General features: G+C 67.8%; 13 protein-coding genes. All 13 read right to left on the bottom strand.

All coding sequences use genetic code 11. From position 1 onward, the window contains the following. Positions 1-1,368 (bottom strand): NADH-quinone oxidoreductase subunit NuoH, encoded by a 1,368-nt coding sequence (gene nuoH, locus B0I29_RS27300; protein WP_375790622.1) that lies wholly within the window; start codon positions 1,366-1,368, stop codon positions 1-3. After that, entirely contained in the window at positions 1,365-3,860 is a 2,496-nt protein-coding gene (locus tag B0I29_RS27295; protein ID WP_111651957.1) for an NADH-quinone oxidoreductase subunit G, read from the bottom strand. The genes nuoH and B0I29_RS27295 overlap by 4 nt, the downstream gene beginning before the upstream one ends. Further along, the gene (nuoF, locus tag B0I29_RS27290; protein WP_111651956.1) at positions 3,860-5,176 is read right to left on the bottom strand and encodes an NADH-quinone oxidoreductase subunit NuoF; all 1,317 of its coding nucleotides are present in this window, start codon (positions 5,174-5,176) and stop codon (positions 3,860-3,862) included. The genes B0I29_RS27295 and nuoF overlap by 1 nt, the downstream gene beginning before the upstream one ends. Next, positions 5,173-6,333, bottom strand: coding sequence for an NADH-quinone oxidoreductase subunit NuoE (gene nuoE / locus B0I29_RS27285; RefSeq protein ID WP_111651955.1), 1,161 nt, complete (start codon positions 6,331-6,333; stop codon positions 5,173-5,175). Before nuoE ends, nuoF begins: the two co-directional genes overlap by 4 nt. Continuing rightward, the gene (locus tag B0I29_RS27280; protein ID WP_111651954.1) at positions 6,333-7,658 is read right to left on the bottom strand and encodes an NADH-quinone oxidoreductase subunit D; all 1,326 of its coding nucleotides are present in this window, start codon (positions 7,656-7,658) and stop codon (positions 6,333-6,335) included. The genes nuoE and B0I29_RS27280 overlap by 1 nt, the downstream gene beginning before the upstream one ends. Then, positions 7,655-8,389: an NADH-quinone oxidoreductase subunit C gene (locus B0I29_RS27275; protein WP_111651953.1), complete on the bottom strand. Its 735-nt coding sequence runs from the start codon at positions 8,387-8,389 to the stop codon at positions 7,655-7,657. Before B0I29_RS27275 ends, B0I29_RS27280 begins: the two co-directional genes overlap by 4 nt. Next, entirely contained in the window at positions 8,386-9,057 is a 672-nt protein-coding gene (locus tag B0I29_RS27270; RefSeq protein WP_111651952.1) for a NuoB/complex I 20 kDa subunit family protein, read from the bottom strand. The genes B0I29_RS27275 and B0I29_RS27270 overlap by 4 nt, the downstream gene beginning before the upstream one ends. Before the next feature lie 5 nt (positions 9,058-9,062). Continuing rightward, positions 9,063-9,428: an NADH-quinone oxidoreductase subunit A gene (locus B0I29_RS27265; RefSeq protein ID WP_111652111.1), complete on the bottom strand. Its 366-nt coding sequence runs from the start codon at positions 9,426-9,428 to the stop codon at positions 9,063-9,065. Between the two features lie 80 nt (positions 9,429-9,508). After that, positions 9,509-10,801: a geranylgeranyl reductase family protein gene (locus B0I29_RS27260; RefSeq protein ID WP_245972765.1), complete on the bottom strand. Its 1,293-nt coding sequence runs from the start codon at positions 10,799-10,801 to the stop codon at positions 9,509-9,511. Positions 10,802-10,919: 118 nt separating this feature from the next. After that, on the bottom strand, positions 10,920-11,180 hold the full coding sequence (locus B0I29_RS27255; protein WP_111651951.1) for a hypothetical protein: 261 nt from the start codon (positions 11,178-11,180) through the stop codon (positions 10,920-10,922). A 49-nt stretch (positions 11,181-11,229) separates the two neighbouring features. Beyond that, positions 11,230-11,979, bottom strand: coding sequence for a demethylmenaquinone methyltransferase (locus B0I29_RS27250; protein ID WP_111651950.1), 750 nt, complete (start codon positions 11,977-11,979; stop codon positions 11,230-11,232). Between the two features lie 237 nt (positions 11,980-12,216). Continuing rightward, positions 12,217-13,458, bottom strand: a complete 1,242-nt coding sequence (gene mqnC, locus B0I29_RS27245; RefSeq protein WP_111651949.1) for a cyclic dehypoxanthinyl futalosine synthase — start codon at positions 13,456-13,458, stop codon at positions 12,217-12,219. Between the two features lie 46 nt (positions 13,459-13,504). Beyond that, a complete protein-coding gene (locus B0I29_RS27240; protein ID WP_111651948.1) occupies positions 13,505-14,092 on the bottom strand; it encodes a TetR/AcrR family transcriptional regulator in 588 nt (195 codons plus the stop codon). Between the last annotated feature and the right edge of the window lie 42 nt (positions 14,093-14,134).

Genomic DNA, 14,134 nt, shown 5'->3' with positions numbered 1-14,134 from the left:
TCACACCTCCTTCGTCTCGGAGTCGCCGCCGACGGTGGCCGGGGCACGTTCGGCCACTGCTCGGCGTGCGCGTGGGCTCGGCGGCACCTGGAGATCCATCGGGGGAATCGGGAAGCTGCCCGGTGGTCTCAGGGCGAGTTCCTCCTCGATCGGGATCTGCCTCGGCTTCTTCGGCGACGGCCAGCGCCAGGCGATCACCAGCACGAGCAGCGCGATGGCACCGGTGGAGATCCACCGGACCTCGGTGGACAGCTCGCCGCTGCGGGCGACCTTGAAGTACGCCAGGAAGAGGATCCACACCAGGTTGACCGGGATGAGGACCTTCCAGCCGAAGCGCATGAACTGGTCGTAGCGCATGCGCGGCAGCGTGGCCCGCAGCCAGATGAAGCCGAAGAGCAGGATCAGCACCTTGCCGAAGAACCAGATCAGCGGCCAGTAGCCGGAGTTGGCTCCTTCCCAGACGGTGGTGATCGGCGCGGGAGCGCGCCAGCCGCCGAGGAAGAGCGTCGTGCAGAACGCCGAGACGGTGATCATGTTGATGTACTCGGCGAGGAAGAAGAGCGCGAACTTGAACGACGAGTACTCCGTGTGGAAGCCGCCGACCAGCTCGGACTCCGCCTCGGGCAGGTCGAACGGCGCCCGGTTGGTCTCGCCGACCGCTGCGATCATGTAGATCACGAAGCTCGGCAGCAGCTGTACCGCGTACCAGCCGGGTGCGGTCAGGTCGATGCCGAAGATGTTGATCGGTTCACCGGAGGCCTGCGCCGCGACGATCTGCGACGTGCTCATCGTGCCGGCGTTCATGAACACCGCCACGATGGACAGACCCATCGCGACCTCGTACGAGATCATCTGCGCGCTCGACCGCAGGCCACCGAGCAGCGGGTACGTCGAACCGGAAGCCCAGCCGGCCAGCACCACGCCGTACACCGCCATCGAGGAGCACGCGAGCAGCACCAGCACCGAGACCGGCACGTCGGTGAGCTGAAGCGCGGTCTGCTGGCCGAACATGTTGACGACGCCACCGAACGGGATCACCGAGAACGCGGTGAACGCCACCGTCGCGGAGATCACCGGAGCGATGAAGTAGACCACCTTGTCGGCGGTCCTCGGGATGATCTCTTCCTTGAACGGCAGCTTCAGGCCGTCGGTGAGGCTCTGGAGATAGCCTCGGAAACCGACCTGGTTGGGACCCGGCCGGACCGCCATCCGGGCCACGACCTTGCGCTCATAGTTGATCGTGAACAGGGTCAGCAGCAGGAGCAGCACGAACAACCCGAACAGCTTGATCAGCGAGATCCACCAGATGTCGTTCTCGAACGTCTCCAGTGTCGGATCGACGGCGTGCGCCGCCAGAATCGCGTTCACAGAGCAGCCCCTTCGGCAAGGATCGGACCAGGGACGCCGGCTTGCAGCCGGACCACCGCGCCGGCGGTCACACCGAGGTTGCGGCGCACCGTCGATCCCGGCGAGTTGGTGGGCACCCAGACCACAGCCGGCGGCAGGTCGGTGATCGCGGCCGGCAGCGTCACGCCGCCGCGGTCGGTGCTGACCGTGATCAGGTCACCGTCGATCACACCGAGCGACTCGGCCAGGGCCTTGCCGATCCGGGCCACCGACGGGCGAGCCGTGCCGGCCAGGGCCTCGTCACCGTCCTGGAGCGAGCCCAGGTCGATCGCCTGGTTCCAGGTGGCGAGCACCGCCTCGTGCTCACCGAGCTGGGCCGTCTCGACCGGCGCGGTGGCCGGGGCCGCCGGACGGGCCGCGGCGGCAGGCAGCGCACCCAGCTCGCGCCGGATCGCCGAGACGTCACCGGTGCCGAGCGTGACGTCGAGCAGCGCCGCGATCGCTTCGAGCACCCGTCCGTCGGTCATCGCCGTGCTGGGCAGCACCGCGTCGAACGAGCGGAGCCGTCCCTCCCAGTTCAGGTAGGTGCCGGCCTTCTCGACCGCCGGGGCGATCGGCAGCACCACGTCGGCACGCCGGGTCACCGCGCTCTGCCGCATCTCCAGGCTGACCAGGAACGGAACGGCGTCGAGCGCCTGCTCGGCCAGCACCGGGTCGGCCAGGTCGGCCGGGTCCACGCCGCCGACCAGCAGAGCGCCGAGGGTGCCGTCCGCGGCCGCCGCGACGATCTGGTCGATGTCGCGTCCGGGCGTGCCGGGCAATGCACCCGGCTCGGTCCCCCAGGCCAGCGAGAGCTCGGCACGAGCCGACTCGTCGGTGACCGGACGGCCTCCGGGCAGCAGGTTCGGCAGGCAACCGGTGTCGAGCGCACCCCGGTCACCGGCCCGGCGCGGCACCCACACAAGGCGAGCGCCGGTCCGCTCGGCCAGCGCGGCCGCCGCCGAGAGACCACCCGGAACGGTGGCCAGCCGCTCGCCCACGATCAGGATGCTGCCGGGCGCGCTGAGCGCGCCGGCGACCGCCGGGTCGGTGTTGAGCAGCCGGGCTTCATCACCCGGAACGGCCGCGACAAGCGCGGCGCCGAGCTTTTCAAAACCCCGGGAAAGGTACGGGCTAACGGCCGTGACCTTGAGCTTCTTCTTGAGGTGACCCTTGCGGAGCCGCAGGAAGAGGATCGCCGCCTCCTCCTCCGGCTCGAGCCCGACGATGAGAACCGAGGACGCGTTCTCCACCGCCTCGTACGTCACGTCGGTGATCCCGGCGACCGCGGCGGCCAGGAAGTCGGCCTCCTCGGTCGTGGTCACCGGCGATGCCGTGGCGCGGATCGGCCGGGCCCGGAAGTCGACGTCGTTGGTGCCGAGGACGATGCGGGCGAACTTGGCGTACGCGTACGCATCCTCGACAGTAAGCCGACCGCCGGGAAGGACACCGACGCCGCGCTCTTGCGCGGCTTTCAGTCCCTCCGCCGCCGCGAGCAGGGCCTCGCTCCAGGAGGCCTCGCGCAGCTGACCGGTGACCGCGTCGCGCACGAGCGGCGTCATGATCCGGTCGGAGGCCGTGGTGTAGCGGAAGCCCCAGCGGCCCTTGTCGCAGTTCCATTCCTCGTTCACCGCGGGGTCGTCGCCGGCCAGCCGGCGCAGCACCTTGCCGCGCCGGTGGTCGGCTCGCAACGAGCAGCCGCCGGCGCAGTGCTCACACGTCGTCGGCGTGGAGACCAGGTCGAACGGGCGGGCGCGGAACCGGTACTGATCGCTGGTCAGCGCGCCGACCGGGCAGATCTGGATGGTGTTGCCGGAGAAGTAGGAGTTGAACGGAACGTCCCCCTCGCCCTCGCCGACCTGACCGTCCCCGGTGCCCTCGCCGCCGAAGAAGTCGTCCCGGTAGACGTTGATCTGCTCGCCGGAGGAGCGGTCCATCAAGTCGATGAACTTGTCCCCGGCGATCTCCTCGGAGAACCGGGTGCAGCGCTGGCAGAGAATGCACCGCTCCCGGTCCAGCAGCACCTGGCTGGAGATGTGGATCGGCTTCTCGTACTCACGCTTCGGTTCGACGAAGCGCGAGTCGGCCCGGCCGGTGCTCATCGCCTGGTTCTGCAGGGGGCACTCGCCGCCCTTGTCGCAGGTCGGGCAGTCGAGCGGGTGGTTGATCAGGAGCAGCTCCATGACGCCGGCCTGCGCTTTCGCGGCCACCGGCGAACTGAGCTGGGTTTTCACCACCATGCCCTCGGCCACCGTCTGGGTGCAGGAGGCCACCGGCTTGCGCTGGCCCTCCACCTCGACGAGGCACTGCCGGCAGGCGCCGGCCGGTGCGAGCAGCGGGTGGTCACAGAACCGCGGGATGGCGACACCCATCCGCTCGGCGACCCGGATGACCAGCTCGCCCTTCTGGGCGGTCACCTCGATGCCGTCGATGGTCAGGGTGACGGTGTCAGCCTTTTTCGCTACATCGGTCATCAGTGAGCTCCCACCAGGGTCTTCTCCGACAGACGCGGGGCGGTGCGGCCCTCGATGTAACCGAGGTAGTCGTCCCGGAACCACTTGAGCGTCGACACGACCGGGGTCGCGGCGCCGTCACCGAGGCCGCAGAACGACCGGCCGAAGATGTTGTCCGCGGTGTCCTGCAGGGTGTCCAGGTCGGCGAGGGTGCCGTGGCCGGTCAGGATCCGCCGGTAGGTGCGGACCATCCAGTAGTTGCCCTCGCGGCACGGGGTGCACTTGCCGCACGACTCGTGGTGGTAGAACTCCAGCCACCGCCACGTGTTGTAGACCGGGCAGTCCTGGTCCGAGAAGATCTGCATCGCCGTGGTGCCGAGAATCGACCCGGCCGCCGCGACACCCTCGAAGTCCATCGGGGTGTCGATGTGCTCGGCGGTCAGCATCGGCGTCGACGATCCGCCGGGTGTCCAGAACTTCAGGTTGTGGCCCGGCTGCATGCCCCCGGCCAGCTCGATCAGCTCGCGCAGGGTGATGCCGAGGCCGCACTCGTACTGGCCCGGGTTGACCACCCGGCCGGACAGCGAATAGATCATCGGGCCGGCCGATTTCTCGGTGCCCATGCTCTTCCACCAGTCCGCGCCACCGAGGATCACGTACGGCACCGAAGCGATCGTGCCGACGTTGTTGACCACGGTCGGGCTCGCGTACAGGCCGGCGATGGCCGGGAAGGGCGGGCGCAGCCGGGGCTGACCGCGGAAGCCTTCCAGCGAGTCCAGCAGCGCTGTCTCCTCGCCGCAGATGTACGCCCCGGCGCCGCTGTGCACCACCAGGTCCAGGTCGAAGCCGGACCCGAGGATGTTCTTGCCGAGGTACCCGGCCTTGTACGCCTCGTCGACCGCGTGCCGCAGCCGGCGGGCCGCGTGCACGGCCTCACCGCGGATGTAGATGAACGCCCGGTTCGCCCGGATGGCGTAGGAGGCGATGATCGCGCCCTCCACCAGCGAGTGCGGGTCGTACGTCATCAGCGGCAGGTCCTTGCAGGTGCCCGGCTCGCCCTCGTCCGCGTTGATCACGAGGTAGTGCGGCTTGCCGTCGCCCTGCGGGATGAAACCCCACTTCAGGCCGGTCGGGAAGCCGGCGCCGCCCCGGCCGCGCAGGCCGGAGTCCTTCACCAGCTGAATCAGATCGTCGGGGTGCACGTCGAGCGCCTTGCGCAACGCCAGGTACCCGTCCAGCCGCTCGTAGACGCCGATCTGCCAGGCGTCCGGCGAGAGCCAGCGCTTGGTGAGGACGGGGGTGAGCTTCTGGAGGACCTCCGGCCGGGGCTGGGTCACTTCTCCTCCTCGGTGCCACGCGGGACGTTGGTGGCCGGTTTCGGCCCGACGGTGCGCTGAGCGACGATCCGCTCGCCACGTGTGCCGTCACCAGCGGGTTTGCCGTCGCCGGCCGGCTCGTTGCCGGCCACACCAGCGGCCTCGGCCGGATTGCTCGGCTCCGGTGCCTGCGCGGTGGCCGCGCCTTCCGTCGCTGTTCCGGATGGAGCCGGCGTGTCCGCTGTCGGGTTGCGGCTCTCCGCTGCCCGTACCTCGGGGTCCTTGACGTCGCCGGTGTCGGTGGTACGGCCGGCGTGGCGGTGCTCGCCGACCTTTTCCGCCACCGTGCCGGCGGCTGTCTTGGCCACCGTCGCCGCCTTGTTCGCCAGCGTCGCGAGACGGCCCGCGGGCTTCTCCTCCGCCGGTCGCGGCGGGAGCGCGCTCTCGTCGCGGGACGGCTTGGTCTTGGTGATCGGGGTGTCCGGGTCGAATCCGGCCACCGCGACACCGTGCTCCTGAGCGAGGCGCACGCCGCGCAGCGTCGGCGCACCGGCCACGCCGTCGCCGACCGCGCCCTCGCGCGGGTCCGCGAACCCGGCCAGCTGGTACTGCATGTCCTTCAGTGAGCAGATCCGGGCGCCCCGGCTCGGTGTCGGCCGCTCGCCCTGGCGCAGCTGCTCGACCAGCTCGACGGCTGACTCCGGGGTGGCCTGGTCGACCGTGAAGTCGTAGTTGACCGTCACCACCGGCGCGTAGTCGCAGGCCGCGAGGCACTCGGCGTGCTCCAGCGTGATCTTGCCGTCGGCCGTGGTCTGGTCATGGCCGACGCCGAGGTGCTCGACCAGCCCGTCGTAGACCTGCTGGCCGCCGAGCACGTTGCACAGGGTGTTGGTGCAGACGCTGACCAGGTATTCGCCGGTCGGGCGGCGCTTGTACATGGTGTAGAACGTGGCGACCGCGCCGACCTGGGCCTTGTTGATGCCCAGGATCTCGGCGCAGAACGCCACACCGCGCGGGCTGACGAAACCCTCCTCGGTCTGCACGAGGTGCAGCAGCGGCAGGAGCGCGGAACGCTCCCGGCCGACCGGGTACCGGGCGAGGATTTCGAGTGCCGGCTCGAGCAGCGTCTCCGCGAGCGGAGAGGCGGCCGGCGAGAAGTCCACAGTGGTTTCCGACATCAGCGGTCACACCCACCCATCACGGGGTCCAGGGAGGCGCCGCCGGCGATCACGTCGGCGAGCAGCGCCCCCTCGGCCATCGCGGGGATGGCCTGCAGGTTCACGAAGCTCGGCTCCCGGTAATGCACCCGGTACGGATGGGTGCCACCGTCAGAAACCGCGTGTACGCCAAGTTCGCCACGCGGATGCTCGATCGCGACATAGACTTGACCAGGCGGAACCCGGAAGCCCTCGGTCACGAGCTTGAAGTGGTGGATCAGCGACTCCATCGACTGACCCATGATCTTGGCGACGTGTTCGAGGGAGTTGCCGAGACCGTCCACGCCGAGCGCGAGCTGCGCCGGCCAGGCGATCTTCTTGTCCTCGACCCAGATCGGGCCGGGGCGCAGACGGTCCAGAGTCTGCTCAACGATCTTGAGCGACTCACGGATCTCCGCCAGCCGCACCAGGTAACGGCCCCAGACGTCGCTCGTCGTCGCGGTCGGCACGTCGAACTCGTACGTGTCGTAACCGGAGTACGGCATGGTCTTGCGCAGGTCCCACGGCAGGCCGGTGGCACGAAGCACCGGGCCCGTGATGCCGAGCGAGAGACAACCCGTCACATCAAGAACAGCGACACCTTGGGTACGCTTTTGCCAGATGACCTGGTCGGAGAGCATCGCCTCGTACTCCTTGAGGCGTTTCGGCAGGTACACCAGGAAGTCGCGGATCTTGCGAACCGCGGAGTCCGGCAGGTCCTGCGCGAGACCGCCCGGGCGGATGTACGCGTTGTTCATCCGCAGGCCGGAGGTCTCCTCGAAGATGTCGAGGATGTACTCCCGCTCCCGGAACCCGTACAGCATCATCGAGATCGCGCCCAGCTCCATGCCGGTCGTGGCGAGCCAGACCAGGTGCGAGGCGATCCGCTGCAGTTCCATGAACATGACCCGGATCGTGTTCGTCCGCTCGGTGATCTGATCGGTGATCCCGAGCAGTTTCTCCACCGCGAGGCAGTAACCCGTCTCGTTGGACATGTTGGAGAGGTAGTCCATCCGCGTCACGAACGTGACGCCCTGGGTCCAGTTCCGGTACTCCAGGTTCTTCTCGATCCCGGTGTGCAGGTAACCGACGACGGGGCGGCACTCGGTGACCGTCTCGCCCTCAAGCTCCAACACCAGCCGGAGCACGCCGTGGGTCGACGGGTGCTGCGGGCCCATGTTGACGACGATCTTCTCGTTGCTGAGCGGGTCGACGCCGGCGGCGATGGAGTCCCAGTCACCGCCGGTGACCGTGAAGACCCGGCCCTCGGTCGTCTCGCGCTCGGTCGCGTACTCGGATGTCGTCATTGGTAGACCCTCCGCTGGTCCGGCGGCGGAATCTGAGCACCCTTGTACTCGACGGGTACGCCGCCGAGCGGGTAGTCCTTGCGCTGGGGGTGCCCTTCCCAGTCGTCGGGCATCAGGATCCGGGTGAGGTTGGGGTGTCCGGCGAAAACGACGCCGAACATGTCGTAGACCTCGCGCTCCTGCCAGTCGGCCGTCGGGTAGACGCCGGTGACACTGGGAACGCTCACACCGTCGGCAACAGCGACTTCGAGACGTACCCGCCGCCGGTACGTCATGGAGGTCAACTGGTACGTCACGTGGAACCGGCGCTCGTCGGTGGCGAGGTAATCGACCGCGTCGACCGAGGAGCAGAGCTCGAAGCGCAACGACTCGTCGTCACGCATTACCTGACAGACCTCGGTGATTCTCTCGGGCCCGATGTGAAGTGTGAGTTCCGCCCTATCTACGACCACCTTCTCGATCGCTTCGGAGAAGGCCGGATAAGCTTCCTCCAACGCGTCATAGACGTCGTCGAAATACCCGCCGTATGGCCGTGGGCTGTCAAAAACAGCAGGTCGGGGGCGGACAAGGCGACCGAAGCCGGAAACGTCTCCGGTCCCTTTGACTCCGAACATGCCTTTATCGGGGCTGGCCGGGGTCTGAGCTGGTGCACCCAAATTCGCACCGGTCGGTGCAGTAATCGGTACGCCACCCTGAGTGCCGGAAGACGGGGTGTCGGAAGAAATGGTCATTTGGCGCCTTCCCGCAAATGCGGCTGGAGTTTCATCCAGTTCTCGATCCGCAATTGCTCCTCACGGCCTTCCTTGACCGCCTGAGTCCATTCCGCGCGACGCGTCTTGTCCACGCGGTACGACGACGGCATGGCACCGGGCGCGACGACGGGCAGTTTGCCCTCGGCTTCACGCTGGGCCAGCATCTTGCGCCCGTTCGGACCGAGTGGCGCGGCCATGACCTTCTCGCGCATCTTGAGGATCGCGTCGATCAGCATTTCCGGTCTGGGTGGACAGCCCGGCAGATAGACGTCGACCGGAATGATGTGGTCGACACCCTGCACGATGGCGTAGTTGTTGAACATGCCGCCCGACGAGGCGCAGACGCCCATCGAGATCACCGAGCGCGGTTCGGGCATCTGGTCGTAGATCTGCCTGACCACCGGGGCCATCTTCTGGCTGACACGCCCTGCAACGATCATCAGGTCGGCCTGCCGGGGCGAGGCCCGGAAGACTTCCATCCCCCACCGGCCCAGGTCGTAATGCGGGCCGCCGGAGGCCATCATCTCGATCGCGCAGCAGGCCAGACCGAAGGTGGCGCCCCAGAACGACGACTTCCGGGCGTAGTTGGAAAGTTTCTCCACCGAGGTGAGCAGGATCCCGCTGGGCAGCTTCTCTTCGATTCCCATGGTTATCAGTCCCAGTTCAGGCCGCCGCGCCGCCACACGTACGCGTAGGCGATGAAGACGGTGACGATGAAGAGGACCATCTCCACGAACCCGAAGAGGCCGAGCGCGTCGAACGAGACGGCCCACGGGTAAAGGAAGATGGTCTCGATGTCGAAGATGATGAAGAGCATCGCGGTCAGATAGAACTTCACCGGGAACCGGCCGCCACCGATGGGCTGTGGCGCAGGCTCGATCCCGCATTCGTAAGCATCGAGTTTCGCCCGGTTGTACCGCTTCGGCCCGACGATGGGCGCGACGGAGACCGAGAACAACGCGAAGAGGGCCCCGAGGATCAGCAACCCGACGATCGGGACATAAGGGTTGACCGTCATGTTCACTCCCGTGCGACTGTTAGCCGCTTCACACTAGTTCCTGCGCTTTTGTATCCCTTTGCTCGGGGTGCCCGATTCCGTCACCTGACGGCGGGCGCCACCTTCGTCAAACCGTTGATGATGCGATCCATGGCGTCGCCGTCCCGGGGGTCGGTCAGGTTGGCCAGGAGTTTGAGGACGAACTTCATGAGCGTCGGGTGCGGCATGCCGTACTTCGTCGCGGCCCGCATGATCTGCGGGTTGCCGATCAGCTTCACGAAGATCCCTCCGATCCGGTAGTAACCACCGAACCGGATACTGAGTTCTGCCGGGTAGGCCCGGAGGGCCCTTTCGCGCTCGGGGCCGGCCGGACGGGCAAGCGCCTGCACCGCGATCTCGGCTGCGAGCTCGCCGGACTCCATCGCGTACGCGATGCCCTCGCCGTTCATCGGGTTGACCATGCCGCCCGAGTCGCCGACCAGCAGGACGCCGCGGGTGTAGTGCGGAACCCGGTTGAAGCCCATCGGGAGCGCGGCGCCGAGGGTCGGTCCGTCCGCGTTCGCCTCCTCGCGCAGACCCCAGTCCTCCGGGGTGCTCCCGAGCCAGTCGGTGAGCAGTGCGCGGTAGTTCGTCTTGCCGAACGCGTCGGACGAGTTGAGGATGCCCAGACCGACGTTGACCCGGCCATCGCCGAGCCCGAAGATCCATCCGTACCCAGGGAGCAGCCGGCCCGGGTCCTGCGCGCTGCGCAGTTCCAACCAGGACTCGAGGTAGTTGTCGTCGGCCTTGGCGGCCGAGCGGTAGTAGCGCCGGACCGCCACGCCGAGCGGGCGGTCGTCACGCTTGGCCAGGCCGAGGGCGAGCGGGAACTTGCCGGAGACGCCGTCCGCGGCGATCACCAGCGGTGCGCGGTACTCGACCGGTTCGCCGTCGGCTTTCGCCTGGACGCCGATCACGTAGCCGTCCTCGTCGAACACCGGCCCGGTGACGTTCACACCGGTGCGCAACAGCGCGCCGGCTTCCACCGCGCGCTGGGCCAGCAGGTCGTCGAAGTCGAGACGGGTACGGACCAGGCCGTAGTTCGGAAAGCTGGCGAGATCCGGCCAGTCCAGCTCCATCCGGACACCGCCGCCGATCACCCGCAGGCCGCGGTTGTGCAGCCAGCCGGCTTTCTCCGAAGTGTCCACACCCATGCGGATCAGCTGGCGAACCGCGCGCGGCGTAAGGCCGTCACCACAGACCTTCTCGCGCGGGAACTCGGTCTTCTCCAGCAGCAGCACGCGTACGCCGTGCCTCGCGAGGTGGTAGGCCGCGGCAGAGCCACCCGGCCCCGCTCCGACCACGATCACGTCCGCCTCATCGGCGACGATCGAACCTGTTCCGTGGTCGCTCACGGTCCAACCTCCATCTCGTGCAGTGCTCGTGAATTAGTTCACAAGCATGCCTCGATCGGAGTGTAGGCCGACTATCGAAGATCTTTGCGCTTAGGTCTGCCTAATTGTTTCGGCGTGGCTACCGAACCTGTTCAGGGTCGGAGAGAACCTTGTCCGCCACGCCGAGAGCGGGTCCGTCCAGATGATCCCGAATGGTTCCGCCCATCGCCCGATCCAACGCCACGATCAGGCCTTCAACCAGGTCTTGAGCGAGCAGTGGATCTTCGGCCGCGACCAGGCGAAGACGGTTTGCCAGCTCGGTCGCACGGCGCTCGCCGGCCTCGCCCTCGTCGATCGCGATGTCGATGTCGGTGTCCTCGAGTTGCCCGATATTGGTCATGGCCCGAGCTAAACAGCCATTGGCGGCCTTGTACGCCGAATGTCTGGATTTACACCCTAGTAGCACGATGTAGGGCAGCAATTCCACCGGTCAAGTTCCGCCAGCCGACTCGGTCCCACGGCCCCGACTCGGCAATTCGCGCGGCCAGGCCCCGCTGATCGGGCCAGGCGCGAATGGACTCGGCGAGATAGACGTAGGCATCCGGGTTGGTGGCGACACCGCGGGCCACCGTCGGCAACGAGCGCATCAGGTACGACATGTAGAGCGTCCGGAACGCCGCGTTGGTCGGGTGGCTGAACTCGCACACCACCAGCCGGCCGCCGGGACGGGTGATCCGGGCGAACTCACGCAGCGCAGCGGTGGTGTCCACGACGTTACGCAGCGCAAAGGAGATCGTCACCGCGTCGAAGGTGGCGTCGGCGAACGGCAGTCGCAGCGCGTCACCGGCGAGCAGCGGCACGTCCGGTCGGGTCGCCCGGCCGGCCCGCAGCATCCCGACCGAGAGATCGGCACCGACGGCGAACGCGCCGGACAGGCTCAGCTCCTCGGTGGAGACGCCGGTGCCCGCGCCCACGTCCAGGACACGCTCACCCGGCCGCAGGGCGAGAGCGGCCCGTGTGGCGCGGCGCCAGCCTCGGTCCTGACCGAAGGAGAGCACGGTGTTGGTGAGGTCGTATCGGCTCGCCACGCCGTCGAACATCTCGGCGACCTCATGGGGCTGCTTGTCCAGGTCTGCGCGCGTCACAAACCCATACTGCCCCGAGACCGGGAAGACAGAACGGGCGGGATGGTTTCCCATCCCGCCCGTGCCTTGTGCGTTATATATACGACCGCCATCGGTCGGGTCCGACTGCTCGTCACCGACCCTGACCGCGGCCTGCGACGCATAAGAAGTTCAATCCCTACGCAGGCAACGTAACCAGCGGGAACGACCCGGTACAGGCAACGAGCGGCCTCGTTACGAAGGAGCAACCCGCCCTCACCGGTCCGACGACCCGAACCTGGCCGAACGGCCGACGACCACCCCCCAAAGGGGTCAGGAAGCGTCCACGAGAGGCAGCAGAGTGCGGCCCTTGCCACCGCCCGGGAGCGCGATCGACGAGAAGTGCGACTGCACGCGCTCGTCGGTCGGGTCCTCCGCCGCCGTGCGGTGCACGGCCATGTGGCGGTACCAGGTGTCGCGCTGCGCGGGGACGCGGTCCGCCGTGCGGATCATCGAGATCAGGCCCTGGAGGTTCGACCGGTGCTTGGCGCCGGCCGAGGAGATCACGTTCTCCTCCAGCATGATCGAACCCAGGTCGTCGACGCCCATGTGCAGCGAGAGCTGACCGATGTCCTTGCCGGTGGTGAGCCAGGACGCCTGCAGGTGCGCGACGTTGTCGAAGAACAGCCGGGAGACCGCGATGAATCGCAGGTACTCCACCGTGGTCGCCTGGGTGCGGCCCTTCAGGTGGTTGTTCTCCGGCTGGTACGTCCACGGGATGAACGCGCGGAACCCACCCACATCGTGGGTCTGCTCGACGGCGTCGTCGCGGTAACCGTTAGCCACGGCCTTGTCCTGCACGCCACGGATCATCGTGATGTGCTCGATCCGCTCCGCGTTCGTCTCGCCGGTGCCCATCATCATGGTCGCGGTCGAGGAAAGCCCGTGCCGGTGTGCCACGGTCATCACCTCGAGCCAGCGCTCGCCGCTCTCCTTGAGCGGGGCGATCGCCTTGCGGGGCCGCAGGGGCAGCATCTCGGCGCCGGCGCCGGCGATCGAGTCCAGCCCGGCCGCCTTGATCCGGAGCACCGCGTCCTCGATCGAGACGCCGTCGACCTTGGCCATGTGCAGGATCTCGCTCGGGCCGATCGAGTGGATCGCGAGCTGCGGGTACGCCTGCTTGACCGAGGAGAAGAGCTCCTCGTAGTACGCCACGCCGTAGTCCGGGTGGTGGCCGCCCTGGAGCATCACCTGGGTGGCACCGAGGTCGACCGCCTCGCCGCAGCGCCGCAGGATCTCCTCGGTCGGGTGCGACCAGCCGTCCTTGTGTTTCGGCGCGCGGAAGAACGCGCAGAACTTGCAGGCCGTCACACAGACGTTCGTGTAGTTGATGTTGCGGTCGATCAGGTACGTGACGATGCCGTCCGGGTAACGCCGGCGCCTGACCGCGTCGGCCGCCTCGCCCAGGGCGTGGAAGGGGGCCTGCGTGTAGAGCAGCAGCGCCTCCTCGGGCGTGATCCGCCCGCCGTCGGCGCCGCGTTGCAGGATGCTGTCGATCTCCGGATTCGCGGTCACGACTCGAAGCGTACGTCTCGTCCGCCTGGCCCGTCAGCGGCGCGGGTCACCGATCGATCAGGGCGGCCAGTCCGTCGAGCACGCGGCCCAGGCCGAACGCGTACGCCGCGGCGCGTGTCTCGGCCGCCGCGCGCGCCGATGTCTGCACGAATCCGATCAGGAAGGTCAACGCGGCGTCGGCCTGCGGGTCGTCGAGGCCGCAGCCGTCGAAAGCGCGCAGCTCGTGCTCGTATTTCGCCGTCAGGCCCGGTCCGAGCGGCGGCCGCCCGGCCGGCAGGGTGGCGGCCCAGGGATGCTCGGTGAGGAGAAGGTGATTTTCCTCGGCGATGGCGGTCAGCCGCTCTCGCCAGGGCCGGCCCAGCAGCTCGGTCCGGGGCATCTCCAGGTAGAGACGGTCCAGCATGAGGTCGAGCAGGGTGGATTTGTCCGGAACGTAGGTGTAGAGCGTCATCGGGACGACGCCCAGCTCCTGCGCGACACGCCGCATCGTCACCGACTCCAGGCCCTCGGCGTCGGCCAGAGTGATGCCGGTATCGACGATGCGCGCAACGCTCAGCCCGGGACGGCGGCCCCGCTTTTTCTCCACCGGCTCCGGGAACCAGAGCAGGTCGATGGTTCGGCGCGCTTCGCCCATGGCGCTATTGTGTACGCCGTACAGATAAAGGTCCAGGCAGGG

Origin of the sequence: Actinoplanes lutulentus (assembly GCF_003259845.1) — a bacterium.
Classification (GTDB): domain Bacteria; phylum Actinomycetota; class Actinomycetes; order Mycobacteriales; family Micromonosporaceae; genus Actinoplanes; species Actinoplanes lutulentus.
This window is presented reverse-complemented; position numbering and strand designations above follow the sequence as displayed.

What these genes read in the sequence shown, in the direction of transcription:
- B0I29_RS27270 (WP_111651952.1), bottom strand. Translation starts at nt 9,057, where the DNA reads ATGGGAATCGAAGAGAAGCTGCCCAGCGGGATCCTGCTCACCTCGGTG.
- B0I29_RS27295 (WP_111651957.1), bottom strand. Translation starts at nt 3,860, where the DNA reads ATGACCGATGTAGCGAAAAAGGCTGACACCGTCACCCTGACCATCGAC.
- B0I29_RS27265 (WP_111652111.1), bottom strand. Translation starts at nt 9,428, where the DNA reads ATGACGGTCAACCCTTATGTCCCGATCGTCGGGTTGCTGATCCTCGGG.
- nuoE (WP_111651955.1), bottom strand. Translation starts at nt 6,333, where the DNA reads ATGTCGGAAACCACTGTGGACTTCTCGCCGGCCGCCTCTCCGCTCGCG.
- B0I29_RS27280 (WP_111651954.1), bottom strand. Translation starts at nt 7,658, where the DNA reads ATGACGACATCCGAGTACGCGACCGAGCGCGAGACGACCGAGGGCCGG.
- B0I29_RS27275 (WP_111651953.1), bottom strand. Translation starts at nt 8,389, where the DNA reads ATGACCATTTCTTCCGACACCCCGTCTTCCGGCACTCAGGGTGGCGTA.
- B0I29_RS27250 (WP_111651950.1), bottom strand. Translation starts at nt 11,979, where the DNA reads ATGGGAAACCATCCCGCCCGTTCTGTCTTCCCGGTCTCGGGGCAGTAT.
- B0I29_RS27255 (WP_111651951.1), bottom strand. Translation starts at nt 11,180, where the DNA reads ATGACCAATATCGGGCAACTCGAGGACACCGACATCGACATCGCGATC.
- B0I29_RS27240 (WP_111651948.1), bottom strand. Translation starts at nt 14,092, where the DNA reads ATGGGCGAAGCGCGCCGAACCATCGACCTGCTCTGGTTCCCGGAGCCG.